Source organism: Klebsiella sp. 141162 (assembly GCF_050600755.1).
In the GTDB taxonomy this organism is placed as follows: Bacteria; Pseudomonadota; Gammaproteobacteria; order Enterobacterales; family Enterobacteriaceae; genus Klebsiella; species Klebsiella aerogenes.
In genome coordinates this window covers 1-26,831 of the sequence record NZ_JAQIRI010000009.1, presented here as the reverse complement: position 1 = coordinate 26,831, position 26,831 = coordinate 1, and the positions used below count along the sequence as shown (strand labels likewise).

Sequence of the window (26,831 nt, the reverse complement as noted above, 5' to 3'; positions counted from 1 at the left end):
CCTGTCTCTTTTCTTGTTCTGTTCATGGGGTTGCTGCTGGCCCGCGGTAGTCTGGCAGCCATTTGCCAGAATACCAATGGCTCGCCTGCGACGGTCGATTATGACCTGACGACGACGCTGACGGCAGCGCAAAATCAGGCCGGTTCGACCACTCAGCTGAGTAAAAACCAGGATGTAAACGTGCAGGCGATTTGCCCTGCGGGTTCTTCAGATTCCGGGCGGACGTTTCGTTCGTATGTCGCTTCTTCATCGATAGTGGAAACCAACGGCGACTGGAAATATATGCAGCTGGACGGCACCTATCTTGAAGGGGCGATGCGCATCGAAGACTCGGCGGCAGGGGAATTTTATCCGCCGATTGATTATGTCTATATGGGTTATGACGCCAACGTTAACAATGGCTCACCATTCCCGGTACATGATTCAAACCTGGTATTTCAGCTTAAGGTGGTTAAACCATTTATTGGCACGGTAAATATCGAACCGAAGACCATGTTTAACGTTTATGTCACCACCACCGGGGATGATCCGCTGAGTACCGTGGTATACAGCATTGTCTACAGCGGCAGCGTGACCGTGCCGCAAAGCTGCGAGATTAACGCCGGGCAAACCATCCTCGTTGATTTTGGCTCACTGTACAGCGGCGGTTTCAATCGCGTCGGAGAAAAACCAACCGGTGTCCGTAATAAAAGATTCACCGTGCCGGTGAAGTGCAGTGGGGTGGATTCACAGGTTAGCCTGAGTCTGCGGTTGATAGCCACCGCCGATAGCCACTTAAGCCAGGCTATCGCCACCGATAATCCTGATGTTGGCGTGGTGGTCGAAAGCAGCGATGGCACGGTATTAACACCCAATGACGCCAGCAGCGTCGAGCCTTTTACTACCGATGAAAACGGACAGGCGACCCTTTCCCTGCAAGCGTATCCGGTCAGCACCACCGGCCAGACGCCGGCGGAAGGCGCTTTTACCGCGTTGGCTAACTTACGGGTGGATTTCGATTAATGCGCCTGTTTCAGTACTTTATCTTACTTATCCTGCTGTGCGGTAACGGCTGCTACGCCGACGATAGCGGTTACAACCTGGAATTTACCGGCACGATTGTCGCGCAAACCTGCGATGTCGAAATTTCCAGCCTCAGCCAGAGTATCGATTTAGGTCAGTTCTCGGTGGAGGATTTCCCCTCTACCGGTACGACGACGAAGTTCAAGCCGTTCAACATCAATCTAAAAAACTGCTCGCGGGGCATTACCGGCAGCAAAATCTGGTTTACCGGCACTGCCGACAGCGACAACCCGGCGCTACTGGCGCTGAGTGACACCGGGATGGGTAGCGAAAAAATGCTGGCTGGCGGCGTTGGCGTGGAGATCCTTGATGAGGACCAGGATGCCGTCAGCATCAATAACACCAGCTCGGTAGTCTATCCGCTGAAAACGGGCCGCAACACCTTATCGTTTTATATCCGCTACAAATCTACCCGACCAACCGTGACCTCCGGCAATGCGACGGCGGTGATGTATTTCGATATGCAATATGAATAGGCGAGCGGCAATGATCAAACAACGGTGCTTCTGCTGTGGGCTTCTTCTGGCGGTAAGCGGCGCGCTGGCGCATGACGGGAGGGTTTATGTGACGGGAACAATTACCGACAACACCTGCACGCTGTCGCCGGATTCCGAAAATATTCAGGTCGATATGGGAACCGTCAGCAACCGCCAGTTTTATCAAACCGGGGCCGGCGCGGAATGGCAGCCATTTTCAATCACGCTGCAAAATTGCGGTAGCACCGCCAGCGGCGTAACGCTGAGCTTTAACGGCGTCAGCGACTCGCAAAGCGGCGACCTTTTCGCATTGGATAGTGGAGCGAACGCGGCCTCTGGTATCGGGATTGCGTTATACGACAAGAACAAACAACAGATCGCGCCGGGGGCGCAAAGCGATGTGCAGGCGCTAAGCGCGGGCGCTGCGTCCCAACGTTTACAGTTTTATGCCCGCTATGTGGCTGATGGCGCCCCGGTGGCGCCGGGTGTAGCCGATGCTTCCGCGACTTTTGTGCTGAGTTATGAATAGACGACTTTTTTGCTGGTTTTGGCTCTGGCTGTTGCCCTTTGGAATAGGTCATGCGGGCGTGGTGATTGGCGGTACGCGTTTTATTTATCACGCTGAGCGGACGACGCTGAGCGTTCCGCTACGCAATACCTCTGAGAGCGACTGGCTGGTGGACAGCCACGTGCTGAGCGGTGGACGCTGGCCAGGCGCTGATAATTTGTCACCCCGTAAACCGCCATTCGTGGTCACGCCGCCGCTCTTCTTATTGCGCGCAGGGCAGGAGAACACGCTGCGTGTCGCGTGGAGCGGCGAGGCGCTGGCGCAGGATCGTGAAACTTTGTTCACCCTGAGTATTGCCGCTATTCCATCGGGAAAAACCGGCGTCAATAGCGTGCAGATGGCCTTTCGCTCGGCGTTAAAGCTGATTTATCGGCCCGTAGGGCTAACCGGCGATCCGCAGCAGGCTTATCGCCAATTAGCCTGGAACTTAACGGCGGATGGTCTGACGGTACGCAATGCCGGGCCCTACTACGTCACCCTCTTTTCAACCCGCGTCAACGGTGCGCCTATAGACGCCGCGGGGGTGGTCGCGCCCTTTTCTACCCGCCGCACGTCGTGGTGTCGACAGGCGACGCGCTGCGTCGTGCGCTGGCAAAGTCTCAACGATGCCGGAGGAGTAATGCCGCCGGTTACGGTAACGGCGCAACGGTGATGACGATTTTACTCGGCCCCTGTGGGCATCCCCTGAACTTAATAATGAGAACTCAATAATGCGCAAACTTTCCTGTAAATCGGCGGTGTGCATGGCGCTTGGCGGCGTCATCTCTTTTTCCGTACTGGCGGCGAATACCACTCCAGCTGCCAGCGATATTGGACCGGCAGCTGAAGCCTATATCGCCAGCCATCCTGATAAAGTCGGCGAAGCGGTGGCGACGTATCTGGCGGATCATCCGGAATTCCTGATTGCCGCCAGCGAAACGCTACATCAGCGCCAGCAGGTCGCCCAGAAGCAGGCTTATGCGCAGCTGGCGCTGCAGTACCGCTCTGAGCTGCTGAGCGATAGCTCTCCCTCCGTTGGCCCGGCGGATGCCAAAGCAGCGGTGGTGATGTTTTTTGATTACCAGTGTTCCTGGTGCAGCAAGATGTCGCCCGTGGTGGAGGAGCTCGTGAAATCCAATCCTGACACGCGTTTTATCTTTAAAGAGTTCCCGATTTTTTCATCCCGCTGGCCGGTGTCAGGTCTGGCGGCGAGGGTCGGTGAACAAGTGTGGTTGAAGGATGGCGGCACGAAATATTTGGCCTGGCATAATGCGCTGTACGCTACCGGCAAAGTGGAGGGGCAGTTAACCGAGCAGGATGTTTACACGCTGGCGTCGCATTATCTCACCCAGCCGCAAATGACGGCGGTAAAAACCGCCGAGCAGAGCGGGGCGGTGCATGACGCGCTGATGAGCAATCAGGCGCTGGCTCAACATATGAACTTTTCCGGTACTCCGGCTTTTGTGGTCATGCCGCAGGCTGCCGCTCCGGATGCCGGTCGTATCTCGGTAGTGCCGGGCAGTACGTCGCAGGATGCGTTGCAGATGGCGATTCAGAAAGCTAAAGGCTAAGTCTCAGCGACCGGGGCGCGGTTCCCGGTTATCTGCTTCCTCCGACCGAGGATTTCGCGTATGCAATTCAAGAAACGCTGGTTAGGGCTGGCGACCATTTCACTGTTCACGATCGGCGGCGTGCGGGCGCACACTGTCGGTAATATCCAATTTTTTGGCAACGTAGTTACTGAAAGCTGCTGGAACGAAACGGAAAGTAGCGAGATTTTTTGCCAGCGCGCCGATCGCATCGAACGCCACGTGATTGTGGAAAATATCACGACTTCGCTGGCCTCAGCTTACGCGACGGTGGAAAAAAGCTATCTCGATACCGACAAGCAGCTCACCCTGCTACGGGTGGCCTATGATTAACGAGAGGCGCTTATAGCTCGGAAAAAATGAGTGTAATGGCAACTTAAATCTGATTTTTTCGATGTGTTAGCGGTTGTATCATACTTTTATCGAGTTATTGACCAACAAGGTGAGAGTAAAAGTGAAACATCTGCAACGATTTTTCAGTAGCGATGCTTCCGGGGGCATTATCTTAATCTGCGCCGCCGCGCTGGCGATGATGATGGCCAATAGCGGCGTCACCAGCGGTCTGTATCATGCTTTTTTGGAAACGCCGGTACAGCTGCGCGTCGGTGCGCTGGAAATTAACAAAAACATGCTGTTGTGGATCAACGATGCGCTAATGGCGGTGTTTTTCCTGTTAATTGGTCTGGAGGTTAAGCGTGAGATGATCCAGGGGGCGCTTGCCAGTCGCCGTCAGGCGGTGTTCCCGGTGGTTGCCGCGATTGGCGGCATGGTGGTGCCTGCGCTTATCTACTTAGCCTTCAATGCCCAGGATCCCGTTGCGCGGGAAGGGTGGGCGATCCCGGCGGCGACAGATATCGCCTTCGCGCTTGGCGTTTTGGCGCTATTAGGCAACCGTGTACCAACGGCGCTGAAAATTTTCCTGATGGCGCTGGCTATCATCGATGACCTTGGGGCGATCGTTATTATTGCGCTGTTTTATACCAACGATCTATCGGTGCTATCGCTGGCCGTCGCCGCAGGCGCGATTGTGGTGCTGGCGGCGCTTAATCTGAGCGGCGTGCGGCGCACCGGTATCTATATACTGGTAGGCGCGGTGCTGTGGACGGCGGTACTGAAATCCGGCGTACATGCGACCCTGGCGGGGGTTATCGTCGGTTTTATGATTCCGTTGAAGGAGCAGAATGGCAAATCGCCAGCGAAGCAGCTTGAACATGTGCTGCATCCGTGGGTCGCGTTTCTTATCCTGCCGCTGTTTGCTTTTGCCAATGCCGGAGTTTCGCTGCAGGGCGTCACATTCGCGGGGCTGACCTCACTGCTGCCGCTGGGGATTATCGCCGGGCTGTTTGTCGGTAAGCCGCTTGGCATCAGCCTGTTCTGCTGGCTGGCGCTGAAGTTTAAGTGGGCCTCGCTGCCGCCAGGAACCCGCTTCCCGCAGATTATGGCGGTCGGCGTACTGTGCGGAATCGGCTTCACCATGTCGATTTTCATCGCCACGCTCGCTTTTAGCAGCGTGGATCCCGGATTGATCAACTGGGCTAAGCTGGGCATTCTGATAGGGTCTATCCTGTCTGCCGTCATCGGCTACATGATTCTGCGTAAGCGCGAAACGGATCTTACTCACAGCGTGTAACTTCATCGGGAGGGCCTGTGGGCTCTCCCGGACATATCAGGGAGGGATGCATGTCGCATATCAATTACAACCATTTGTACTACTTTTGGCACGTCTACCGTGAAGGCTCGGTCGTCGGCGCCGCCGAGGCGCTCTATTTGACGCCGCAGACGATCACCGGGCAAATAAAAGCGCTGGAGGAGCGACTGCAGGGAAAGCTCTTTAAACGCAAAGGGCGAGGTCTGGAACCGAGCGAATTGGGTGAGCTGGTATTTCGCTACGCGGATCGCATGTTTACGCTGAGCCAGGAGATGCTCGATATCGTCAATTACCGCAAAGAGTCGAACCTGCTATTTGATGTCGGCGTCGCCGATGCGCTTTCCAAGCGGTTAGTGAGCGGCGTGCTGGATGCCGCAGTAGTGGAAGATGAGCAAATTCATCTGCGCTGTTTTGAATCCACCCACGAGATGCTGCTGGAGCAACTGAGCCAGCATAAGCTGGATATGATTATCTCCGATTGCCCAATTGACTCTACTCAGCAGGAAGGGCTGTTCTCGGTGAAAATCGGCGAGTGCGGGGTCAGCTTCTGGTGTATGAATCCGCCGCCGGAAAAAGCGTTTCCCGCCTGTCTTGAGGAGCGTCGCCTGCTTATTCCCGGCCGTCGTTCAATGCTCGGGCGCAAGCTGCTGAACTGGTTTAATTCGCAGGGGCTACAGGTGGAAATTCTCGGCGAGTTCGACGATGCGGCGCTCATGAAAGCCTTCGGCGCGGCGCACAACGCGATTTTTGTGGCGCCAACCCTCTATGCTCACGATTTTTATGCCGATGAGTCGATTGTGGAAATCGGGCGCATGGAGAACGTGATGGAGGAGTATCACGCTATTTTTGCCGAACGAATGATTCAGCATCCTGCGGTACAGCGTATCTGCAATCGCGATTATTCATCGCTGTTTGCGCAGCCGCAAAGTTAAGCGCGACTATGGCCGGCAGAGGTCGGCCCAGACGAACAACAGACATAAAAAAACCCGCTTTCGCGGGTTTCTTTAACAAAGTTCAGCAAGCGGGCGATTAAGCCAGTTTGTTGATCTGTGCAGTCAGGTTTGCTTTATGACGCGCAGCTTTGTTTTTGTGGATCAGACCTTTAGCAGCCTGACGGTCCACGATTGGTTGCATTTCGTTAAATGCTTTCAGTGCAGCAGCTTTGTCGCCAGCTTCGATAGCTGCGTATACTTTCTTGATGAAAGTACGCATCATAGAGCGACGGCTTGCGTTGTGCTTGCGAGCCTTTTCAGACTGAACGGCGCGCTTCTTAGCTGATTTGATATTAGCCAAGGTCCAACTCCCAAATGTGTTCTATATGGACAATTCAAAGGCCGAGGAATATGCCCGTTTAGCCTTCTTTTGTCAATGGATTTGTGCAAATAAGCGCCGTTTAAGATAACGAGGCTTCATTACGTAGTGATGGCGCAAGATTCTACCAGCTTGTTGTAGTCGAATACAGTCTTTCCACCATAAAAATCGACGGCCGCGTATAGTTTTTCCTGCATTCTTACGCTGAGTGAATGAATTAGCAGGAACTTTCGTAATCGAGGTGCAATCGCTGGTTAACGTCGCCTGTTGTACAAGGTATACTCGGACGATTTTCACTGTTTTGAGCCAGACATGAAGCTGATACGCGGCATACATAATCTCAGTCAGGCCCCGCACGGGTGCGTGCTGACCATTGGAAATTTCGACGGCGTGCATCGCGGACATCAGGCGCTGCTGCAGCGCCTGCGCGCAGAGGGCCGCCAGCTCGGTCTGCCGGTTGTGGTGATGATTTTTGAGCCGCAGCCGCTGGAGCTGTTTGCCGCCGATAAAGCGCCGGCGCGGATCACGCGGCTGCGTGAAAAGCTGGGCTACCTGGCGGAAAGCGGCGTCGACTACGTGCTGTGTGTCCGTTTCGACCGGCGTTTCGCCGCGCTGACGGCGCAAGATTTTATCAGCGAACTGCTGGTGCGCCAGCTTGGCGTGCAGTTCCTTGCCGTGGGGGATGATTTCCGCTTTGGCGCTGGTCGTCAGGGGGATTTCTTGTTATTACAGAAGGCCGGGGCGGAGTACGGTTTTGACGTCACCAGCACTCAGACCTTCTGTGAAGGCGGCGTACGTATTAGCAGCACCGCGGTGCGTCAGGCGCTGGCCGACGATGACCTCGCGCAGGCGGAAAACCTGCTGGGGCATCCATTTACCATCTCTGGTCGCGTCGTCCACGGCGATGAGCTGGGGCGCACCATAGGTTTCCCGACGGCGAACTTACCGCTGCGTCGTCAGGTTTCCCCGGTTAAAGGGGTCTTTGCGGTAGAAGTGGCAGGGCTCGGCGATAAGCCATTACCCGGCGTCGCCAACATTGGCACTCGTCCAACGGTCTCTGGCGTGCGACAGCAGCTGGAAGTTCACCTTCTGGACGTTGTAATGGACCTCTACGGTCGCCATATAGATGTAATACTGCGTAAAAAAATACGTAACGAGCAGCGTTTTGCGTCGCTGGATGAGCTAAAAGCGCAAATCGCACGAGATGAGTTAACGGCCCGCGAGTACTTTGGGCTCACCAGGCAGGGATAATCCTACTGGTATTTATCAAACCGAAATAACGGAACCGAGAATCTGATGAGTGACTATAAATCCACCCTGAATTTGCCGGAAACAGGGTTCCCGATGCGTGGCGATCTCGCCAAACGCGAACCGGGAATGCTGGCGCGTTGGACCGATGATGACCTGTACGGCATCATCCGTGCGGCGAAAAAAGGCAAAAAAACCTTCATTCTGCATGATGGCCCTCCTTATGCGAATGGCAGCATTCATATTGGTCACTCGGTTAACAAGATTCTGAAAGACATTATCGTTAAGTCCAAAGGACTGACGGGTTTTGACTCGCCGTACGTTCCGGGTTGGGACTGCCACGGTCTGCCGATCGAACTGAAAGTCGAGCAGCAATACGGTAAGCCGGGCGAGAAATTCACCGCCGCAGAATTCCGCGCCAAGTGCCGTGAATATGCCGCCGAGCAGATCGACGGCCAGCGTAAAGACTTTATCCGCCTGGGCGTACTGGGCGACTGGTCGCGTCCGTACCTGACCATGGACTTCAAAACTGAAGCCAATATCATCCGCGCGCTGGGTAAAATCATCGGCAACGGTCACCTGCATAAAGGCGCTAAGCCGGTTCACTGGTGCGTTGACTGCCGTTCCGCGCTGGCGGAAGCGGAAGTGGAGTATTATGACAAAACGTCTCCGTCTATCGATGTGGCGTTCCACGCGGTAGATAAAGCCGCGGTACTGGCCAAATTCGGCGTAGCCGACGTCACTGGCCCGGTTTCGCTAGTTATCTGGACCACGACGCCGTGGACCCTGCCGGCTAACCGCGCCATCTCTCTGTCGCCTGAGTTCGACTATGCGCTGGTACAGGTTGACGGTCAGGCGCTGATCCTGGCGAAAGACCTGGTTGAAAGCGTGATGCAGCGCATTGGCGTGGCGGATTACACCATCCTGGCGGCGGTACAAGGTTCCGAACTTGAACTGATGCGCTTCAAGCATCCGTTCCTCGATTTTGACGTGCCGGCTATCCTTGGCGACCACGTGACGTTGGACGCGGGTACCGGTGCGGTGCATACCGCCGGCGGCCACGGTCCGGACGACTACACTATCAGCCAGAAATACGGTCTGGAAATCGCCAACCCGGTTGGCCCGGACGGTTCTTACCTGCCAGGTACTTACCCGTCTCTGGACGGTATCAACGTCTTCAAAGCCAACGACATCATCGTTGAGATGCTGCGTGACAGCGGCGCGCTGCTGCACGTGGAAAAAATGCAGCACAGCTATCCGTGCTGCTGGCGCCACAAATCGCCGATCATCTTCCGCGCCACCCCGCAGTGGTTCGTCAGCATGGATCAGAAAGGCCTGCGCGCGCAGTCTCTGAAAGAGATCAAAGGCGTGCAGTGGATCCCGGACTGGGGCCAGGCGCGTATCGAATCGATGGTAGCCAACCGTCCTGACTGGTGTATCTCCCGTCAGCGTACCTGGGGCGTGCCGATGTCGCTGTTCGTGCATAAAGAAACTCACGAGCTGCATCCGCGTACCCTCGAACTGATGGAAGAAGTGGCGAAACGCGTTGAAGTTGACGGCATCCAGGCATGGTGGGATCTCGATTCCCGCGACATCCTGGGCGATGACGCCGACAGCTACGAAAAAGTGCCGGATACTCTCGACGTGTGGTTTGACTCCGGGTCTACCCACTCTTCGGTGGTTGATGTGCGTCCGGAATTCGCCGGTCACGCCGCGGACATGTATCTGGAAGGCTCCGATCAGCATCGCGGCTGGTTCATGTCTTCGCTGATGATCTCCACGGCAATGAAAGGCAAAGCGCCATATCGTCAGGTACTGACCCACGGCTTCACCGTCGACGGTCAGGGCCGCAAAATGTCCAAGTCTATCGGTAACACCGTTAGCCCGCAGGACGTGATGAACAAACTGGGCGCCGATATTCTGCGTCTGTGGGTGGCTTCCACCGACTACACCGGCGAAATGGCGGTCTCCGATGAGATCCTCAAACGCGCCGCGGACAGCTATCGTCGTATCCGTAACACCGCGCGCTTCCTGCTGGCGAACCTTAACGGTTTCGATCCGGCAAAAGACATGGTCAAACCGGAAGAGATGGTCGTTCTGGATCGCTGGGCGGTCGGCTGCGCGCAGGCGGCTCAGGAAGATATCCTCAAAGCCTACGAATCCTACGATTTCCACGAAGTGGTGCAGCGCCTGATGCGCTTCTGCTCCATCGAGATGGGTTCGTTCTACCTCGATATTATCAAGGACCGCCAGTACACCGCGAAAGCGGACAGCGTGGCGCGCCGCAGCTGCCAGACCGCGCTGTTCCACATTGTGGAAGCGTTGGTGCGCTGGATGGCGCCGATCATGTCCTTCACCGCGGACGAAATCTGGGGCTACCTGCCGGGCGAGCGTGAAAAATACGTCTTTACCGGCGAGTGGTATGAAGGCCTGTTCGGCCTGGCCGACGACGAAGCGATGAACGACGGTTTCTGGGATGAACTGCTGAAAGTGCGCGGCGAAGTCAACAAGGTGATTGAGCAGGCGCGTGCGGACAAGAAAGTTGGCGGTTCTCTGGAAGCGGCGGTTACGCTGTATGCCGATGCCGAACTGGCGGCCAAGCTCAACGCGCTGGGCGAAGAATTGCGATTTGTCCTGTTGACCTCCGGCGCTAACGTTGCCGATTATGCACAGGCGCCGGCTGATGCCTGGCAGAGCGATCTGCTGAAAGGGCTGAAAGTGGTCCTGAGCAAAGCCGAAGGCGAGAAATGCCCACGCTGCTGGCATTACACCAGCGACGTCGGCAAGGTGGCGGAACACGCGGAAATCTGCGGTCGCTGTGTCAGTAACGTCGCCGGTGACGGCGAGCAACGTAAATTCGCCTGATGAGTAAATCGATCTGTTCAACGGGGCTACGCTGGCTGTGGGTCGTCGTAGCCGTGCTGATTATCGATCTGGGCAGCAAATTCCTGATCCTCCAGAACTTCGCTCTGGGGGAGACGGTATCGCTGTTTCCATCGCTTAATCTGCATTATGCGCGCAACTACGGCGCGGCTTTTAGCTTCCTCGCCGATAGCGGCGGCTGGCAGCGCTGGTTCTTCGCCGGGATTGCGGTCGGCATCTGTGTGGTGTTGACGGTGCTGATGTACCGTTCGAAGGCGACGCAAAAGCTGAACAACATTGCCTACGCGCTGATCATTGGCGGCGCGTTAGGGAATTTGTTCGACCGCCTGTGGCACGGCTTTGTGGTCGATATGATCGACTTTTACGTCGGCGACTGGCATTTCGCCACCTTCAACCTTGCCGATAGCGCCATCTGCATCGGCGCGGCGCTGATTGTGCTGGAAGGTTTCTTGCCTTCCAGTGATAAAAAAACAGCATAAAAAATTGCCGGATGGCGACGCTAAAGCGTCTTATCCGGCCTACAGTATACATCGGCCCTTATTGCCCGGTAAGCGCAGCGCCACCGGGCAACAAGTGGCGGTAATGTAAAAGAGCAAACCTGCATGTCTAACTCTGTACAGAGCAACAGCGCGGTGCTGGTGCACTTCACGCTAAAACTGGATGATGGCTCCACCGCCGAGTCCACGCGCGGCAACGGTAAACCGGCGCTGTTTCGTCTCGGCGACGCCTCGCTTTCCGAAGGGCTGGAACAGCATCTGCTGGGGTTGAAAGCCGGCGATAAAACCACTTTCTCGCTGGAACCTGACGCCGCATTCGGCGTACCGACTCCGGACCTGATCCAATATTTCTCTCGCCGCGAGTTTATCGACGCCGGCGAGCCGGAAATTGGCGCAATTATGCTCTTTACCGCAATGGATGGCAGCGAAATGCCCGGCGTGATCCGCGAAGTGAACGGCGACTCTATTACCGTTGATTTCAACCATCCGCTGGCCGGGCGCACCGTTCATTTTGATATTGAAGTGCTGGAAGTCGATCCGGCGCTGGAGGGGTAAGATGCAGATCCTGTTGGCTAACCCGCGCGGTTTTTGCGCCGGCGTTGACCGCGCTATCAGCATTGTCGAAAACGCGCTGACGCTGTACGGCGCGCCAATCTACGTTCGTCACGAAGTCGTCCATAACCGCTACGTCGTCGATAGCCTGCGTCAGCGTGGAGCGATTTTTATCGAACAGATTAGCGAAGTGCCGGACGGCGCGATCCTGATTTTCTCTGCTCACGGCGTTTCACAGGCGGTACGCAATGAAGCGAAGAGTCGTGACCTGACGGTTTTCGACGCCACCTGTCCGCTGGTGACCAAAGTCCATATGGAAGTCGCCCGCGCCAGCCGCCGCGGCGAAGAGTCGATCCTGATCGGCCACGCCGGGCATCCGGAAGTTGAAGGCACCATGGGTCAGTACAATAACCCGGAAGGGGGCATGTACCTGGTTGAGTCGCCGGAAGATGTGCTGACGCTGGAAGTGAAAAACGATGCCCGACTGTCGTTTATGACTCAGACCACGCTCTCCGTCGACGATACTTCTGACGTTATCGACGCGCTGCGCGAGCGCTTCCCGAAAATCGTCGGCCCGCGTAAAGACGATATTTGCTACGCCACGACTAACCGTCAGGAAGCCGTACGCGCGCTGGCGGAACAGGCTGACGTGGTGCTGGTGGTCGGTTCGAAAAACTCCTCTAACTCTAACCGTCTGGCCGAACTGGCGCAGCGGATGGGGAAAGCGGCTTATCTTATCGACGATGCCACCGATATTCAGGAACAGTGGGTGAAATCCGCTGCCTGCGTTGGAGTAACGGCGGGCGCGTCGGCCCCGGATATCCTGGTGCAGAACGTGATTGCCCGCCTGCAGGAGCTGGGCGGCGGTGAAGCGGTGCCGCTGGAAGGCCGTGAAGAGAATATCGTTTTTGAAGTGCCGAAAGAGCTGCGTGTGGATGTCCGTGAAGTAGAGTAAGTTCTTTCATCCATCAGTATGAGAAGATGCCAGACTTAACGTCTGGCATTTTTTTTGGGAGAAAACCATGCGCTTACCGATTATTCTCGACACCGATCCGGGTATTGACGACGCGGCGGCGATCGCCGCCGCGCTCTTCTCACCGCAGCTGGATTTGCAACTCATGACGACGGTCGCGGGTAATGTCTCGGTGGAGAAGACGACCCGCAATGCGCTGCAGTTGCTGCATTTCTGGAATGCTGATGTACCACTGGCGCAAGGGGCATCGATGCCGCTGGTGCGTCCGCTGCGCGATGCCGCCTCGGTGCACGGCGAATCCGGCATGGAGGGCTATGATTTCGTCGAGCATAACCGCCAGCCACTGGCTAAACCGGCTTTTCAGGCAATTCGCGATGCGCTGATGCACGCGCCGGAACCCGTGACACTGGTGGCCATCGGCCCGCTAACCAATATTGCTCTGCTGATTACGCAGTATCCTGAGTGCCTGTTTAATATTCGTCGACTGGTGCTGATGGGCGGCTCGGCCGGTCGCGGCAACTTTACCCCTAACGCCGAGTTTAATATCGCCATCGATCCGGAAGCCGCCGCGAAAGTCTTCCAGAGTGGGTTGGACATTGTGATGTGCGGACTGGATGTCACCAATAAGGCGCTGCTGAGTGCGGACTATCTGGCAACCCTGCCGACGCTCAATCAAACCGGTAAAATGCTTCATGCGCTGTTTAGCCACTATCGCAGCGGCAGTATGAGCAGCGGCCTGAGAATGCACGATCTCTGCGCTATCGCGTGGTTGGTTCGCCCGGATCTATTTATGCTCAAACCCTGCTTTGTAGCGGTGGAGACGCAGGGGACCTGGACGGCCGGCACCACCGTGGTGGATATCGAAGGGCGTTTGGGACAACCGGCCAACGCCCAAGTGGCGCTGGATTTGGATATCACTGGTTTTCAACGTTGGGCGGCGGAGGTTTTCGCTCTCGCGCCGTGACAGGTAAAGCTAGTGTGAATCGACCACATTACACCATAACTCGCTCGCTTCATCCGTCCACATGAGTAGCAATAATGAAGCGAAGCGTTCAGCCGCCGCGGAAAGAGGACGGTTTTTAACGCGAATCATGCCAAGCGTGCGCCTGATGACCGGTTCAACCAGCGGCACGCTGACGACAGCGCTGTTAGCGTGATGCGGCATGGCCAGGCAGGGCAGAGCCGATATGCCAAGCCCCGCCTCGACCAGACCCAGAGAGGTGGATAAATGTCTGACTTCGTAAAACCAATCTAACCTCCACGGTTTATCCTGCAGGCAACTTTCAATAAGTTGCCGATTACCGCTTGAGCGTCTGACGCCTATTAATCTCTGCGAGACGAGCTCGCGCCATTCCACTAATTTTTTACTGGCGAGCGGATGATCCTGCCGGCAAGCCAGCACGAAGGGTTCGTTGACCAGCGGGCTAAATTCGATGTCGGGATGTGTGATGAAGTTCATATTTATTCCAAAATCGACTTCGCCTTTTCTCACCGAAGCCATGCAATTTTCTATACCTTGTTCATAAATTCGAACTTTGATGTGGGGATAGCGCTGATTAAATTGAACGATAGCACGTGGTAAAAAATAAAATACCGCCGTCGGGATACAAGAAAGCGTTACCGTATCATGCACATTCGAAGTCAGATTGCTGATGTTGAAAATGGCGGCATCAAGGCTGGCAATCAGTGATTTCGCTTTAGGAAGGAGCATTTGTCCTGCCTGGGTGAGCATGATTTTTCGGGTGGTTCGTTCGAAAAGCGGGGTATTAAGATTACTTTCTATTTTCTGTATTTTTCGGGTTAGGGCGGGTTGCGTCAGGTTAAGTACTTCAGCGGCTTTGCTAAATGAACCCAGTTCGGCAACAGTGACAAAGGCTTTCATACCGGATAGTTCATTGTTCATTGTTACTCCGTAATCTGAGATGAATTATTAATATATAGAATGGCCTTGTTAATTATTACCGTGTCGATGATTATTATTAATGTTTTGTAGGTATAAGTCTTATTTTCATATTTTATCAATCACTATCCGCCTTGCAAGTAGAATCAGATGGTGAACGGTTGTGCGATTAATGAATAATAAAGTAAATAAAAAACTTTAAATACATTAAGTTCATTAAATTCACGCCCCGTTTATTTATTCTTTTTCTTCTATATTTGTAAGGAGCGTGTTATGAAACAAATTCCGTGTGTTCTCATGCGTGGAGGAACGTCAAAAGGGGCTTTCCTTTTAGCGGATGATCTACCTGAAGATATTCAAAAACGTGATGAGGCGTTATTAACCATCATGGGTTCTGGCCATGAACTGGAAATTGATGGTATTGGCGGTGGTAGCCCGCAAACCAGTAAAGTGGCTATTGTCAGTCAATCGTCCAGCCCACAAGCAGACATTGACTATTTATTTGTGCAGGTCATTGTCAATGAACGGCGGGTCGATACCACGCCTAATTGCGGCAATATGCTGTGCGCGGTAGGTGGATTTGCTATCGAAAAAGGTCTCATCGCGGCGAATTCACCGGTAACGCGGGTGCGTATCAGAAACGTAAATACCAATACCTTTGTCGATGCTGACATTCAAACACCGAACGGCCAGGTCGTTTATGAAGGGAATACCCATATTGATGGCGTTCCCGGGCAGGCGGCTCCCGTTGCTCTGACATTTCTAAACGCCGCCGGGGCGAAGTCGGGCCAACTTTTCCCCACCGGTAACCGGGTCGATATTTTTGATGATATTCGCGTCACGTGTATTGATATGGCGATGCCGATGGTGATTATCCCTGCACACAGTCTCGGTAAAACCGGATATGAATCTGCTGCTGAATTAGACAAGGACAGTGCATTTTTCCAGCGTCTTGAATCTATACGTCAACAAGCTGGCGCGGCAATGGGGTTTGGCGATGTATCCAACATGGTTATACCTAAACCGGTACTGGTTGCTCCACCGCAACACGGCGGAACAATGAGCGTGCGTTATTTCATGCCCCACAGCTGCCATAAGTCTCTGGCGATTACGGGCGCTATCGGTCTGGCGAGCTCTTGTGTTATCGCCGACACCGTGGTTAATGAGCTTACGCGAATGTCTGGTGAAGGATTAATTAGCGTTGAACACCCTAGCGGCAGCATTGAGGTGAACTTAAGTAACGCGAATGGAAATCCTGAAAATATTCGCGCATCGGTTATTCGTACCGCACGTAAGATTCTTTCTGGCATGGTTTATCTCCCTGAATAACTTAATCAGTGTTCTTCTATAATTTTATTCAGGTAAGGGATCGAAATGGATAAAAAAACAGTATGCAAGCTATTAGTGCTTGTCGCCATCCCATTGCTTATTAGTCTATTTCCGGCTCCAGCGGGATTGACCAAACTGGCTTGGGTGCTATCAGGGATTTATCTGGCGGCGATTGTTGGTTTGGTTATTAAGCCGTTTTCTGAACCGGTAATATTGTTAGTCGCTGTCGCCACATCAATGGTCGTTATTGGTAATTTAGGTGATGGCGTAATAAAATCATCGAGTGTATTAAGTGGCTATGCATCGGGAACTACCTGGCTGGTTTTCTCAGCGTTTACCTTAAGTGCTGCCTTTGTTATTACTGGTTTAGGTAAGCGGATTGCTTATATTCTTATTGGCAAGATAGGGAGTACCACGCTTGGCTTAGGCTATGTTACCGCCTTTCTTGATCTCATCCTTTCCCCCGCGACACCGTCGAATACGGCTCGCGCCGGCGGTATCGTCTTACCTATCATCAATAGCGTGGCTGTTGCGTTAGGCTCGGAACCGGAGCATACGGCAAAACGCGTTGGCCATTATTTGATGATTAACGTCTATATGGTTACCAAAACGACCAGTTATATGTTCTTTACCGCAATGGCTGGGAATATACTGGCGCTCAAAATGATTGAAGATATTTGTCATATCAAATTGAGCTGGGGCGGATGGGCATTAGCCGGAATATTACCTGGCATTATTATGCTGTTATTAACACCGCTCATTACCTATAAGTTATATCCACCAGAGTTAAAGAAAGTGGATAATAAGGCAATTGCCAAAGAGGGTCTTGAGTCTTTAGGGCCGATGACCTTACGTGAAAAAATGCTCTCCTGCCTGTTTGTCATGGCATTAGCCGGTTGGGTATTTAGTAAGTCGCTTGGCGTTAACGAATCAACGGTAGCTATTTGTGTCATGGCATTGATGCTGGTGTTAAAAATCGTCACCTGGGATGATGTGATAAAAAATAAAGGGGGATGGAATACCCTGATTTGGTACGGCGGGATCATTGGCTTGAGTTCACTATTATCTAAAGTGGGCTTTTTCTTGTGGTTAGCTGAATTGCTGAAGGACAATATATCGTTTGGCACTCATAGCACGCTGGCTTTTGTCGTTATCGTAGCATTAAGTATATTAGTGCGTTATTTCTTCGCCTCCGGCAGCGCTTATATTGTGGCGATGGTCCCGGTCTTCGCTATGTTGGCGAATGTTTCCGGTGCGCCAGTGATGTTAACCGCATTAGCCCTGCTGTTTAGTAATTCGTATGGCGGTATGGTCACCCATTATGGCGGGGCCGCTGGCCCGGTGATATTTGGCGTTGGTTATAATGATATTAAATCGTGGTGGATTGTCGGCGGTATATTGGCGCTGCTGACGTTCATCCTGCATATCACCATCGGGGTATGGTGGTGGGAGTTATTAATGTACTGGAAGGTAATCTAATAAATTAAATCTTGATTTTGACCTTTTTTATAATCTGCGTTCATGGAACAAGGATATATTTTAAAAACGCTAAATGGAGTGTCGCATTTTTATGTCTCCAGTAACAATTACATTGTCACTATTGTTATTTTCAATTGTGATGTTTATTTGGGAGAAGATCCCGCTGGCGGCGACCGCGATGATCGTATGCATTGTCCTGGTCGTAACCGGCGTGTTTGATGTGAAAACGGCCTTCTCGGGGTTTATTAACCAGAATGTCATTTTATTTGTCGCCATGTTTGTGGTTGGCGGCGCCTTATTCGAAACTGGCGTCACAGATAAAATTGGAGGAATAGTTACCCGTTACGCACGCTCGGAGAAGCAACTCATCGTTATTATCATGTTGGTTTGCGGAATACTCTCCGGCTTTCTGTCTAACACGGGAACGGCCGCGGTACTGATCCCCGTAGTTATCGGCGCCGCGGTGAAGTCTGGCTATGCGCAATCTCGTTTGTTGATGCCATTAGCGTTTGCGTCGGCGCTGGGTGGAAACTTATCGCTTATTGGCTCGCCGGGTAATTTGATCGCCCAGTCGGCGCTGGAACAAGTCGGGCAACGCTTCGGTTTTTTCGAGTATGCCAAACTGGGTATCCCTATGCTGCTTTGCGGGATCATCTACTTTTTGACAATAGGTTATAAATTGTTACCGGCACAATCTGTGCGTACCGAGGGAAAAGCAGAAAAGAGCAGGAAAGTTGACTGTTCTAAATATAAGCAAGTTATTGCGGTTTTAGTGTTGGTATTTACCGTACTGGGCATGATTTTTGAGAGCGTCATTGGTTTGCCAATTGCAATTATTGGTTCAATTGGCGCCTTATTTTTGGTTATTACGCGAGTGATTACTGAAAAACAGGCCTACCAGTCAATTGACTCACAGACGATTTTTCTGTTTGGCGGTACTTTAGCTTTAGCGAAAGCACTCGAAACCACTGGCGCGGGTGAAATCATGGCCCGTTCTATTATCGATCTGCTGGGTCAACAGGCTTCGCCGTTCTTACTGTTAAGTGCTGTGTTAATCATATCCTGTGTATTAACGAACTTCATGTCGAATACCGCAACAGCGGCCTTGCTGATTCCTATTGGTCTGTCTATTGCGAATTCCATGGGGGCCGATCCGCGAGCGGTGCTAATGGCTATTGTCATTGGTTGTTCATGTGCTTATGCGACCCCGGTGGGGACGCCGGCGAATATGATGATTTTTTCCGCCGGAGGATATCGGTTTATGGATTATGTCAGGGTCGGATTACCGCTGATTATTATATCTGTGGTGGTGAGCTTTATTTTACTGCCGATATTTTTTCCTTTCTATTCGTAATAATACGGATAAAAGCATCGCCTAATTATTTAATCTATCTGAAGGACACAAGTCATGATTAAATTACATGATAGTGGGGTATATTTATCCCATCAGCATGGGATTATCCCAGAACAGGAATGCGCCAATCCTGTCGCCAAAGAGATTGCACGAAAGGGAACCATAACATGGTCAATTTTGTCATCTCATAGCCACTCGGGAGATGAACTGAAATTAAAAATTAAATTTGATTCTATGACCTCCCATGACCTTACCTTTGTTGGCATCATCCAGACGGCAAAAGCCTCCGGCATGACCCGCTTTCCATTGCCGTATGTTTTAACCAACTGCCACAATTCACTTTGTGCGGTGGGAGGAACCATTAACAGCGACGATCATATTTTTGGTCTCACTTCCGCGCAGAAATATGGCGGGATTTACGTTCCGCCACATATTTCGGTTATTCACCAGTATATGCGTGAAATGATGGCTGGTAGCGGCCAAATGATACTGGGATCGGATAGTCATACGCGTTATGGCGCGCTGGGGACGATGGCCGTCGGTGAAGGCGGCGGTGAGCTAGTTAAACAACTGCTGGGAAACACCTGGGATATTGATTATCCCGATGTCGTCGCGGTGTATTTAACTGGCAAACCTGCCGCTGGCGTTGGCCCTCAGGATATTGCGCTGGCATTAATCGGCGCGGTATTCAAAAACGGTTATGTGAAGAACAAAGTGATGGAATTCGTTGGTCCCGGCGTGGCCAGTATGTCGACCGACTATCGAAACAGTATTGATGTCATGACTACTGAGACGACCTGCTTATCCTCTATCTGGCAGACCGATGAAGAGACGCGGCATTTTTTACGCCTTCATGGTAGAGAGAAAGATTATCGTGCGCTGTCAGCAAAAGAGATGGCCTACTACGATGGTTGTATCGAAATCGATTTAAGTACCATCAAACCGATGATTGCGCTACCGTTTCACCCAGCCAATGTCTATGAAATTGATACACTTAATCAGAATTTACCGGACATTTTACGCCAGGTTGAAATTGAAGCTGAGAAAATCTCGCTGGGACGCGCGAAGCTTTCACTGCTGGACAAAATAGAGAACGGTAAATTACGCGTTCAGCAGGGCATTATTGCTGGTTGCGCCGGGGGAAACTATGTCAACGTCGTACAGGCGGCGAATGCCCTGAGGCATCACTCCTGTGGCGATAATATTTTCTCGCTTTCAGTTTACCCCTCCTCACAACCGGTGCTGATGGCGTTAACGAAGAAGGGAATGATCAATGACTTAATGAGTGCGGGCGCCATTATTCGTACCGCGTTCTGCGGTCCTTGCTTCGGCGCCGGTGATACCCCGATGCATAATGGCTTAAGTATCCGTCATACGACGCGTAACTTTCCGAACCGTGAAGGTTCCAAGCCGGGAAATGGGCAGATGTCGGCGGTGGCATTGATGGACGCGCGTTCAATTGCCGCGACGGCCGCTAACGGGGGATTGTTAACCTCGGCGGCGGAGCTCGATTGCTGGCATGATGCTCCGGAATATGAATTTGATGTTTCCCCCTATAAAAACCGGATTTATCAGGGATTCGTTAAAGGCGCTACACAGCAGCCGCTAATCTATGGCCCGAATATAAAAGATTGGCCGGAAATGAATGCATTAACGGATAATGTTCTGTTAGTGGTCGCCGCAAAGATAATGGATCCGGTAACGACTACCGACGAGCTGATACCGTCAGGGGAAACATCATCGTTTCGTTCGAACCCCCTGGGGCTGGCGGAATTTACGCTCTCCCGTCGCGATCCGCAGTATGTGGGGCGGGCTAAAAAAATTGCCGTTATGGAGCAACAACGCGTTAAGGGTGAAGATCTTTGCCGTTTAAATCCACAGCTGGAAAATATATTTTCCCAGATACGTCTGCTACCGGGTCAGGAAAATATTAGCGCGGCACAGACTGAGATAGGTAGCATGATCTATGCGGTCAAACCCGGTGATGGCTCAGCGCGAGAGCAGGCCGCTAGCTGCCAGCGCGTGCTTGGCGGGCTGGCCAATATTAGCCAGGAGTATGCGACCAAGCGCTATCGTTCCAATGTGATTAACTGGGGGATGCTGCCGCTGCAGATGAAAGAGGCGCCTGATTTCGAGGTCGGCGATTTTATCTATATCCCGGCAATAAAAAGCGCACTAACCGGTGAGTTTAGTGATATCACCGCTTTTGTAGTCAGCGATAATCGACCTGTGAAGCAGATAACGCTTTATATGGAGAAATTAACCTCGTCGGAGCAGGAGATTATTAAGGCCGGTGGTCTTATTAATTATAATAGAAATCAATTAATCCTCGCTAATTAATATCTGGTCATGCTGGCAGTGTTTCTCTGCCAGCAATCCTTTCAACATTAATATATCTTTTCTTGTGCCAGCACATTAATTTATGCTGAAGCGTTGTTTAGGCTAAGGAGTGTTTGGTTTGAAGGGGGCTCCGATGTGCCCCGCTGTCATTAATTCGTTCTCATGGAGAGAATATCATGACCTATGGACAGGCCTATCTTAAAGGCTGGAAACAGGCTTTTAATTTCGTTGGACGCTCTGACCGCCGTGAGTTCTGGTCATTTTTTCTTATCAACGCCCTGATTGTGGCAACCCCTTTACTCATCTGGTATCTGGCTACGCTTTATGACTACCGGTATGGCGTTTTGAGTCTGTTTCTCTTCCCGTTGGCTTTTGTGCTTCATTTACCGATGATTATCCCAATATTGGCGGTAGGTTTTCGCCGGATGCATGATATTGGCCGCTCTGGTTTCTGGTTTTTACCGGGGATCGTTTTCCCGGTGTTTATTATTTTATCTTTGGCAATGTGCTGCCTGCGTTCAGCGCCGGAACCGTCTCGCTAAGAAAATCAATCATTGCCCGCATTCTGGCGGGCATATGCTTATGCCCCGCCCATAACAGCCACAGATTGCCAGAGTAGCTGCTGATAAACTCCCACTCCGCCAGCACCTGCACGATTTCACCCTTTGCCAGCGCTTCACGGGCGGTAAACAGTGGCAGACTGCCAATCCCCAGATGCTGTTTAACCGCATCAAGACGCACCGCAGTGTGGTTAGCGGCGTAGCGTCCGTACGTCTGCACCGTTTCGTTTTTGCCTTCGCGGCGAAATTTCCAACACGCGTCGGCGGGCGTTTCGCCAAGACTGATACAGCTATGCGCGCGCAGATCCTGCGGGGTACGCGGCATTCCGTGGCGCTGTAAGTACTCTTTAGTGGCGCAGATGACATGAACAATCGGCATCAGCGGTTTGCCATGCAGTCCAGGGGAAGGGGTATGGGTAATACGCAGCGCGAGATCGATGCCGTCATCAATAAAGTCGAGATCGCGATCTTCTAAACGTAAACAGACGTCAACCTGCGGATAACGGTTGAAAAAGTCGATCATTAGCGGATGAATGACAAAGCGCCCGACGGCTTTTGGTACGCTCAGCGTGAGTTTACCCTGCGCCACCGTCTGGGTACTTCCGGCGCAGTCCATAGCCTGGCGCGCCGCTTCCAGCATTTCCAGCGCATGTTCATATACCGCTTTCCCGGCATCGCTCAGCCGCAGCTTGCGGGTGGTTCGGTGCAACAGTTTGCAGCGCATCTCCTGTTCCAGCCGCGAGACGCTGCGACTGACGGCGGATGGCGTAATCCCGCTCTGACGGGCGACGGCGGAAAAGCTGCCTTGTTCGACAATCTGTACGAAGAGGGCGAGGTCGGGGAGAAGGTTCAGATTCATTTGTGCCCTCAAAGCAAAAGTGCATTGGTTGTGGAGGCCATTATCGCGGTCAATATTATCAATATACTGTGCTGACAGAGAGGGGAACAATCATGACTGAACGTGTTTATTACGCCAGCGACGCCACCGAAGGGCGCGCACAAATTATCAGCTGCAGCGCTGAAGCCGATGGTGGTTATGCCATTGAACTTGATCGCACGTTGTTCCATCCGCAGGGCGGCGGGCAGCCGTCCGATCGCGGCTGGATCGATGAGCAGCCCGTAATGGCGGTCACGACGCGCGGCGATAGTGTCCTGCATATCGTTGCCCAGCCGCTGCCGTTAGGCGAGGTGGAGCTACGAATTGATGCGCCTGTGCGGCAACGGCATGCCCGTTTGCACTCTGCTGGTCACTTGCTGGGACTGGCCGGCGAGCAGTTCGGCTGGCGACCGGTGAAGGCGCATCACTGGCCGGGAGAGGGACGGATTACGTTTGCTGCCGGCGCTGGCGCCGCGTTACCGGAAGCCAGCGCGCTGCTGGCGCAGGTGAGCGCGTGGCAGAAGCAGGATTTACCGCGCCGCATCACCTTCGCTAATGGACTGCGCGCCGTAGGATTCGGCGAACTGGCAGCTTATCCCTGCGGCGGTACCCATGTCGCTAGTCTGGCGGCGTTGGGAAATATCGTCATCAGCCAGCTGAAAATGAAAAAAGGGCAGATGATCGTCAGCTATACCCTCGAATAAGCGTTTCAGACGTGCTCAGGGTAGGGATGTTTGCCGCGATAAATACGTTCCGGCCGGCCGACTTTGCCATAACTGATTTCCGCTTCCAGAAAATCGTTTTTAACGCCTTGTTCGAGATAACGGCGGGCAGTGGTTTTACTGCTGCCGAGGATGCGGGCCAGAGAGTCGGCGGTATGCACGACTTCCGGGTCGGAGAACAGCTGCAGCACGCGGTGAAAGGTGCTTTCATCGATCCCGCGCAGCGGCGCGTCAGCAGGTTCAGTGTGCTCGCGAGCCTGGATATTAAACAGGGCGTCGACGTGGGTCTGGCTGGCCTGTTCGCTCGAACGCAATGAGCTGCGGTAGCGGGCGAAACGCTCGAGCGTATGTTGTAAACGTTGATAGTGTACGGGCTTAATCAGGTAATCGAATACTCCCAGTCGCAGGGCTTCGCTGATGGTCTCCATATGATTATCGGCGGTAATGAAAATGATTCGCCCTTTGTAGTTAGTGCTGACAGCGTGGCGAATCAGATCCAACCCCTTGCCGTCAGGGAGAAAGTTATCCAGCAGGATCAGCTGCGGCTGGTAGAGACGCATCAGCTTTTTCGCGCTTTCCAGTTTATCCGCGATGCCGATTACGTTGAACTGGGGGAACTGTTTGATGGTATCCACCAGGATTTCCGCCAGCATAGGTTCGTCTTCAACGATAAGAGTAGTAATGCTATCCATGATGTTCATCTCGGGTCAGGGGGATATAAAGGGTAAAGATGGTGCCAAAGGGAATGTTATTTTCGACGACGATAGTGCCGCCTGCTTGTTCTACGTAACTGCGCACCAGCCAGAGCCCAATACCGTGCTCGGCGCTGGCGCTACTGGTGACGCCACGCTCAAAGATGCGATCGCGTAGCGTCTCGTCAATGCCGCATCCCTGGTCGGCGATCTCGACGATCAGTTCATGACCGTCGCTATTTATTAAACACTCGATCTGCTTCGATCCCAGCGGCTGGCGTAACGAGGCATTGTAGGCGTTATCGAGCAGATTCCCTACGATCGAGATCCATTCGCTGGGAGAAAGCGCGGTGGGAAGGATATCGACGAAGCAGGCGGGGTCGAATACCAGTTCAAGACCAAGCTCTTTGGCCCGATAATATTTACCGATCAGCAGCCCGGCAAGGTGGTTATCCTGGAAATTACGCGCAATAAAATCGAGCACCTTCTGGTGGCTTTCTGACTGTTGCTGAATCAGATCCAGCGCGTGATCGTAGCGTTTAAGAAACAACAGTCCGGCGATGGTCGAGATCAGGTTGCGGTGTTCATGCTGCACGGCGCGCAGATTATCGGCGTACTGCTGTACCTGGCTGAGCTGCAGACTGAGGGTGTTGATATCGTCTTTACTGCGAAAACTGATGACCCAACCTTGTGGGGCATTATTTAAGATCACCGCCATCCGGCTGGCGATCACTTTGATCTGATTAAAAGTGACGATCGCGTCTTTCTTATTCTCATGCGGCGCATCGTAGAAGAATGCCTCTTGCGCAATGACGCTACTGATCTTTTTACCGATCAGTACGGGCTCCGGCTGGCTTAGATTAAGCAGACGACGGGCGGTCTGATTAATGGCGGTTATCTTATAATTTGAGTCGATGGCGATGAGCCCTTCAAACACCGATTCAAAGAGCACGCTTTGCTGGATGAGCAGCTGCGAGAGCTGCTGGGGCTCCATATTGAGCATTTGCTTTTTGATATGCAGCGAGAAGCGGCGAGCGCAGTACAGCAGCAATAGCAGGATAATCGCCATCGGGATCAGTAGCGAGCTTATCTGCAGGCTGAGCCAGTTTTCTAACTGTTCAATGGTATAACCGACCGACACGATGCCGATGACTTTCCCGGTGGCGTCCTGCACCGGCGATTTACCCCGTAATGATGAACCTAGCGAACCTTTGCGTACCGAGACATAGCTTTTGGCGTTATACAGCGCCTCATCGCTATCGCCACCTTCCATTGATTTACCGATTTCGTCCGGGTTGACGTGATAAAGACGCTGTCCGTTGGCATCGCCGACGGTGATGTAGGTGGCGTCTGAGAATGAACGCATGGGGTCGATAAGCTCTTTAATTCTGGCGAGATCGCGCTTCTGTACCGCTTCCACTAGCTCCGGCATTGCTGAAATCTGCATCGCCTGAATCAATGCCCGTTGCCCGACCTGGTAATGAAGACGTTCTTCGGTAATATCTGTTAGATACCAGGACATACCCAGCATGACGACAGTTGAGGTAAATAATATCAGCAGGAAGATGCGGTTCTGAAAGGACCGCCGCGCAAACCAGTGGGTTATTTTTCGGGTGTACATAGGGCCGATAGACATTAAATGGCTAGTTTCCTCGTTTGGCGGTCCGGGTACCTGCAGATGGCGCACAGATCCAAAAAATTCAGAAAAACGCCCGTTCAAAACCATTGAATCGGGCGCTGGTGTGGTAGCCCGGCTAAGGCGCCAGCCGCTATCCGGCAACCTCTCCCCGGTGGCGCTGCGCTTACCGGGGCTACAAACCGGAGCGGACCGGTCGCCCGGCTAAGGCGCCAGCCGCCATCCGGCAACCTCTCCCCGGTGGCGCTGCGCTTACCGGGGTTACAAACCGGAGCGGACCGGTCGCCCGGATAAGGCGCCAGCCGCCATCCGGGAACCTCTCCCCGGTGGCGCTGCGTTTACCGGGGCTACAAACCGGAGCGGACCGGTAGCCCGGATAAGGCGTAAGCCGCCATCCGGGAAGGATGCCGGCCTACATCGCCAGCACGTACTTGAGCATCACCCCGGCGGCGATCGCCGAGCCGATCACCCCGGCCACGTTCGGGCCCATCGCGTGCATCAGCAGGAAGTTCTGCCCGTCCGCTTCCAGACCCACCTTGTTGGACACCCTCGCCGCCATCGGCACCGCCGATACCCCGGCGGAACCAATCAGCGGGTTGATCTTGTGCTTACTGAACACGTTCATCAGCTTCGCCATGATCACCCCGGCGGCGGTGCCCACGCAGAAGGCGATCACCCCCAGCAGCAGGATCCCCAGCGTCTGCGGCTGCAGGAACTTGTCCGCCACCAGCTTGGCCCCCACCGACAGCCCGAGGAAGATGGTGACGATATTGATCAGCGCGTTCTGCACCGTATCGCTCAGCCGATCCACCACCCCGCTTTCGCGCATCAGGTTGCCGAAGCAGAACATCCCCAGCAGCGGCGCGGCGTCCGGCAACAGCAGCGCCACCAGCAGCAACAGCACCGCCGGGAAGAGGATCTTCTCGCGTTTGCTCACCGTACGCAGCTGCACCATGCGGATCTTCCGCTCTTTGTCGCTGGTCAGCGCCTTCATGATCGGCGGCTGGATCAGCGGTACCAGCGCCATGTAGGAGTAGGCGGCCACCGCGATGGCCCCCAGTAGCTCCGGCGCCAGCTTGCTCGACAGGTAGATGGCCGTCGGGCCGTCGGCGCCGCCGATGATGCCGATGGCCGCCGCCTGCGGCAGGGTGAAGGA

The 26,831-nt window shown here is 53.4% G+C and carries 26 protein-coding genes; 20 read left to right on the top strand and 6 right to left on the bottom strand.

Annotated features, from left to right (window positions below):
- Positions 1–24 precede the first annotated feature (24 nt).
- The 8 genes from PGR23_RS19980 to nhaR all read left to right on the top strand — a co-directional run bounded on the left by PGR23_RS19980 (position 25) and on the right by nhaR (position 6,254).
- A complete protein-coding gene (locus PGR23_RS19980; RefSeq protein ID WP_396280117.1) occupies positions 25–1,002 on the top strand; it encodes a fimbrial protein BcfD in 978 nt (325 codons plus the stop codon).
- Positions 1,002–1,538: a fimbrial protein BcfE gene (locus tag PGR23_RS19975; protein WP_396279936.1), complete on the top strand. Its 537-nt coding sequence runs from the start codon at positions 1,002–1,004 to the stop codon at positions 1,536–1,538. Before PGR23_RS19980 ends, PGR23_RS19975 begins: the two co-directional genes overlap by 1 nt.
- Entirely contained in the window at positions 1,531–2,067 is a 537-nt protein-coding gene (locus tag PGR23_RS19970; protein ID WP_396279935.1) for a fimbrial protein BcfF, read from the top strand. Before PGR23_RS19975 ends, PGR23_RS19970 begins: the two co-directional genes overlap by 8 nt.
- Positions 2,060–2,758 (top strand): pili/flagellar-assembly chaperone, encoded by a 699-nt coding sequence (locus tag PGR23_RS19965; protein ID WP_396279934.1) that lies wholly within the window; start codon positions 2,060–2,062, stop codon positions 2,756–2,758. Before PGR23_RS19970 ends, PGR23_RS19965 begins: the two co-directional genes overlap by 8 nt.
- 58 nt (positions 2,759–2,816) lie before the next feature.
- A complete protein-coding gene (locus PGR23_RS19960; protein WP_047077994.1) occupies positions 2,817–3,656 on the top strand; it encodes a DsbA family protein in 840 nt (279 codons plus the stop codon).
- 60 nt (positions 3,657–3,716) lie between these two features.
- Complete coding sequence (locus PGR23_RS19955; RefSeq protein WP_396279933.1) at positions 3,717–4,007, top strand: hypothetical protein; 291 nt, start codon at positions 3,717–3,719, stop codon at positions 4,005–4,007.
- Positions 4,008–4,128: 121 nt separating this feature from the next.
- Complete coding sequence (gene nhaA / locus PGR23_RS19950) at positions 4,129–5,304, top strand: Na+/H+ antiporter NhaA (protein WP_045395807.1); 1,176 nt, start codon at positions 4,129–4,131, stop codon at positions 5,302–5,304.
- A 50-nt stretch (positions 5,305–5,354) separates the two neighbouring features.
- Complete coding sequence (nhaR, locus tag PGR23_RS19945) at positions 5,355–6,254, top strand: transcriptional activator NhaR (RefSeq protein WP_045395806.1); 900 nt, start codon at positions 5,355–5,357, stop codon at positions 6,252–6,254.
- A gap of 97 nt (positions 6,255–6,351) precedes the next feature.
- On the opposite strand, the gene rpsT is transcribed toward nhaR, so the two are convergent.
- Positions 6,352–6,615: a 30S ribosomal protein S20 gene (rpsT, locus tag PGR23_RS19940; protein WP_001518655.1), complete on the bottom strand. Its 264-nt coding sequence runs from the start codon at positions 6,613–6,615 to the stop codon at positions 6,352–6,354.
- Between the two features lie 330 nt (positions 6,616–6,945).
- Here rpsT and ribF point away from each other — a divergent pair, with 330 nt between their 5' ends.
- The 6 genes from ribF (at position 6,946) to rihC (ending at position 13,750) form a co-directional block, all read left to right on the top strand.
- Entirely contained in the window at positions 6,946–7,884 is a 939-nt protein-coding gene (ribF, locus tag PGR23_RS19935; protein WP_045378895.1) for a bifunctional riboflavin kinase/FAD synthetase, read from the top strand.
- 45 nt (positions 7,885–7,929) lie between these two features.
- Entirely contained in the window at positions 7,930–10,746 is a 2,817-nt protein-coding gene (gene ileS / locus PGR23_RS19930; protein WP_047043960.1) for an isoleucine--tRNA ligase, read from the top strand.
- Positions 10,746–11,243 carry a signal peptidase II gene (gene lspA / locus PGR23_RS19925; protein WP_045395800.1) on the top strand — a complete coding sequence of 166 codons (498 nt, stop codon included), beginning with the start codon at positions 10,746–10,748 and terminating at the stop codon, positions 11,241–11,243. Before ileS ends, lspA begins: the two co-directional genes overlap by 1 nt.
- Before the next feature lie 123 nt (positions 11,244–11,366).
- Entirely contained in the window at positions 11,367–11,816 is a 450-nt protein-coding gene (gene fkpB, locus PGR23_RS19920; RefSeq protein WP_047043962.1) for an FKBP-type peptidyl-prolyl cis-trans isomerase, read from the top strand.
- A gap of 1 nt (position 11,817) precedes the next feature.
- Positions 11,818–12,768 (top strand): 4-hydroxy-3-methylbut-2-enyl diphosphate reductase, encoded by a 951-nt coding sequence (gene ispH, locus PGR23_RS19915; protein WP_015368325.1) that lies wholly within the window; start codon positions 11,818–11,820, stop codon positions 12,766–12,768.
- 67 nt (positions 12,769–12,835) lie between these two features.
- On the top strand, positions 12,836–13,750 hold the full coding sequence (gene rihC / locus PGR23_RS19910) for a ribonucleoside hydrolase RihC (protein WP_047043966.1): 915 nt from the start codon (positions 12,836–12,838) through the stop codon (positions 13,748–13,750).
- A gap of 9 nt (positions 13,751–13,759) precedes the next feature.
- On the opposite strand, the gene PGR23_RS19905 is transcribed toward rihC, so the two are convergent.
- Positions 13,760–14,689, bottom strand: a complete 930-nt coding sequence (locus PGR23_RS19905) for a LysR family transcriptional regulator (protein ID WP_047065102.1) — start codon at positions 14,687–14,689, stop codon at positions 13,760–13,762.
- A gap of 270 nt (positions 14,690–14,959) precedes the next feature.
- On the opposite strand from PGR23_RS19905, the gene PGR23_RS19900 reads away from it, so the two are divergent.
- The 5 genes from PGR23_RS19900 to PGR23_RS19880 all read left to right on the top strand — a co-directional run bounded on the left by PGR23_RS19900 (position 14,960) and on the right by PGR23_RS19880 (position 21,730).
- The gene (locus PGR23_RS19900; protein WP_063413954.1) at positions 14,960–16,015 is read left to right on the top strand and encodes a 4-oxalomesaconate tautomerase; all 1,056 of its coding nucleotides are present in this window, start codon (positions 14,960–14,962) and stop codon (positions 16,013–16,015) included.
- 45 nt (positions 16,016–16,060) lie between these two features.
- Positions 16,061–17,494 (top strand): anion permease, encoded by a 1,434-nt coding sequence (locus PGR23_RS19895; protein WP_045395790.1) that lies wholly within the window; start codon positions 16,061–16,063, stop codon positions 17,492–17,494.
- 91 nt (positions 17,495–17,585) lie between these two features.
- Positions 17,586–18,848: an SLC13 family permease gene (locus PGR23_RS19890; protein ID WP_063413956.1), complete on the top strand. Its 1,263-nt coding sequence runs from the start codon at positions 17,586–17,588 to the stop codon at positions 18,846–18,848.
- A 54-nt stretch (positions 18,849–18,902) separates the two neighbouring features.
- Positions 18,903–21,188, top strand: coding sequence for a hydratase (locus PGR23_RS19885; protein ID WP_059355901.1), 2,286 nt, complete (start codon positions 18,903–18,905; stop codon positions 21,186–21,188).
- Positions 21,189–21,364: 176 nt separating this feature from the next.
- Complete coding sequence (locus PGR23_RS19880) at positions 21,365–21,730, top strand: DUF805 domain-containing protein (protein ID WP_047050152.1); 366 nt, start codon at positions 21,365–21,367, stop codon at positions 21,728–21,730.
- On the opposite strand, the gene PGR23_RS19875 is transcribed toward PGR23_RS19880, so the two are convergent.
- Positions 21,675–22,607, bottom strand: a complete 933-nt coding sequence (locus tag PGR23_RS19875; RefSeq protein WP_396279931.1) for a LysR family transcriptional regulator — start codon at positions 22,605–22,607, stop codon at positions 21,675–21,677. The genes PGR23_RS19880 and PGR23_RS19875 overlap by 56 nt on opposite strands.
- 92 nt (positions 22,608–22,699) lie before the next feature.
- On the opposite strand from PGR23_RS19875, the gene PGR23_RS19870 reads away from it, so the two are divergent.
- Positions 22,700–23,329 (top strand): hypothetical protein, encoded by a 630-nt coding sequence (locus PGR23_RS19870; RefSeq protein WP_063413960.1) that lies wholly within the window; start codon positions 22,700–22,702, stop codon positions 23,327–23,329.
- A 5-nt stretch (positions 23,330–23,334) separates the two neighbouring features.
- Here the strand turns inward: PGR23_RS19870 and citB are convergent, their stop codons facing one another.
- The 3 genes from citB to PGR23_RS19855 form a co-directional block, all read right to left on the bottom strand.
- The gene (gene citB / locus PGR23_RS19865) at positions 23,335–24,039 is read right to left on the bottom strand and encodes a citrate response regulator transcription factor CitB (protein WP_045395773.1); all 705 of its coding nucleotides are present in this window, start codon (positions 24,037–24,039) and stop codon (positions 23,335–23,337) included.
- Positions 24,032–25,660, bottom strand: a complete 1,629-nt coding sequence (citA, locus tag PGR23_RS19860) for a citrate sensor histidine kinase CitA (protein WP_047065098.1) — start codon at positions 25,658–25,660, stop codon at positions 24,032–24,034. Before citA ends, citB begins: the two co-directional genes overlap by 8 nt.
- A gap of 427 nt (positions 25,661–26,087) precedes the next feature.
- Positions 26,088–26,831, bottom strand: a 744-nt coding sequence (locus tag PGR23_RS19855) for a sodium ion-translocating decarboxylase subunit beta (RefSeq protein ID WP_430915650.1), incomplete at its 5' end; no start/stop codon positions are given.

Bases quoted from the DNA above. Each gene is read 5' to 3' on its own strand.
- PGR23_RS19900 (WP_063413954.1), top strand. From the start codon at position 14,960: ATGAAACAAATTCCGTGTGTTCTCATGCGTGGAGGAACGTCAAAAGGG.
- PGR23_RS19885 (WP_059355901.1), top strand. From the start codon at position 18,903: ATGATTAAATTACATGATAGTGGGGTATATTTATCCCATCAGCATGGG.
- PGR23_RS19970 (WP_396279935.1), top strand. From the start codon at position 1,531: ATGAATAGGCGAGCGGCAATGATCAAACAACGGTGCTTCTGCTGTGGG.
- citB (WP_045395773.1), bottom strand. From the start codon at position 24,039: ATGGATAGCATTACTACTCTTATCGTTGAAGACGAACCTATGCTGGCG.
- PGR23_RS19975 (WP_396279936.1), top strand. From the start codon at position 1,002: ATGCGCCTGTTTCAGTACTTTATCTTACTTATCCTGCTGTGCGGTAAC.
- ileS (WP_047043960.1), top strand. From the start codon at position 7,930: ATGAGTGACTATAAATCCACCCTGAATTTGCCGGAAACAGGGTTCCCG.
- PGR23_RS19890 (WP_063413956.1), top strand. From the start codon at position 17,586: ATGTCTCCAGTAACAATTACATTGTCACTATTGTTATTTTCAATTGTG.
- lspA (WP_045395800.1), top strand. From the start codon at position 10,746: ATGAGTAAATCGATCTGTTCAACGGGGCTACGCTGGCTGTGGGTCGTC.
- rihC (WP_047043966.1), top strand. From the start codon at position 12,836: ATGCGCTTACCGATTATTCTCGACACCGATCCGGGTATTGACGACGCG.
- PGR23_RS19960 (WP_047077994.1), top strand. From the start codon at position 2,817: ATGCGCAAACTTTCCTGTAAATCGGCGGTGTGCATGGCGCTTGGCGGC.
- PGR23_RS19980 (WP_396280117.1), top strand. From the start codon at position 25: ATGGGGTTGCTGCTGGCCCGCGGTAGTCTGGCAGCCATTTGCCAGAAT.
- PGR23_RS19955 (WP_396279933.1), top strand. From the start codon at position 3,717: ATGCAATTCAAGAAACGCTGGTTAGGGCTGGCGACCATTTCACTGTTC.
- fkpB (WP_047043962.1), top strand. From the start codon at position 11,367: ATGTCTAACTCTGTACAGAGCAACAGCGCGGTGCTGGTGCACTTCACG.
- PGR23_RS19875 (WP_396279931.1), bottom strand. From the start codon at position 22,607: ATGAATCTGAACCTTCTCCCCGACCTCGCCCTCTTCGTACAGATTGTC.
- PGR23_RS19905 (WP_047065102.1), bottom strand. From the start codon at position 14,689: ATGAACAATGAACTATCCGGTATGAAAGCCTTTGTCACTGTTGCCGAA.
- ribF (WP_045378895.1), top strand. From the start codon at position 6,946: ATGAAGCTGATACGCGGCATACATAATCTCAGTCAGGCCCCGCACGGG.
- ispH (WP_015368325.1), top strand. From the start codon at position 11,818: ATGCAGATCCTGTTGGCTAACCCGCGCGGTTTTTGCGCCGGCGTTGAC.
- PGR23_RS19965 (WP_396279934.1), top strand. From the start codon at position 2,060: ATGAATAGACGACTTTTTTGCTGGTTTTGGCTCTGGCTGTTGCCCTTT.
- PGR23_RS19870 (WP_063413960.1), top strand. From the start codon at position 22,700: ATGACTGAACGTGTTTATTACGCCAGCGACGCCACCGAAGGGCGCGCA.
- PGR23_RS19880 (WP_047050152.1), top strand. From the start codon at position 21,365: ATGACCTATGGACAGGCCTATCTTAAAGGCTGGAAACAGGCTTTTAAT.
- citA (WP_047065098.1), bottom strand. From the start codon at position 25,660: ATGTACACCCGAAAAATAACCCACTGGTTTGCGCGGCGGTCCTTTCAG.
- nhaR (WP_045395806.1), top strand. From the start codon at position 5,355: ATGTCGCATATCAATTACAACCATTTGTACTACTTTTGGCACGTCTAC.
- PGR23_RS19895 (WP_045395790.1), top strand. From the start codon at position 16,061: ATGGATAAAAAAACAGTATGCAAGCTATTAGTGCTTGTCGCCATCCCA.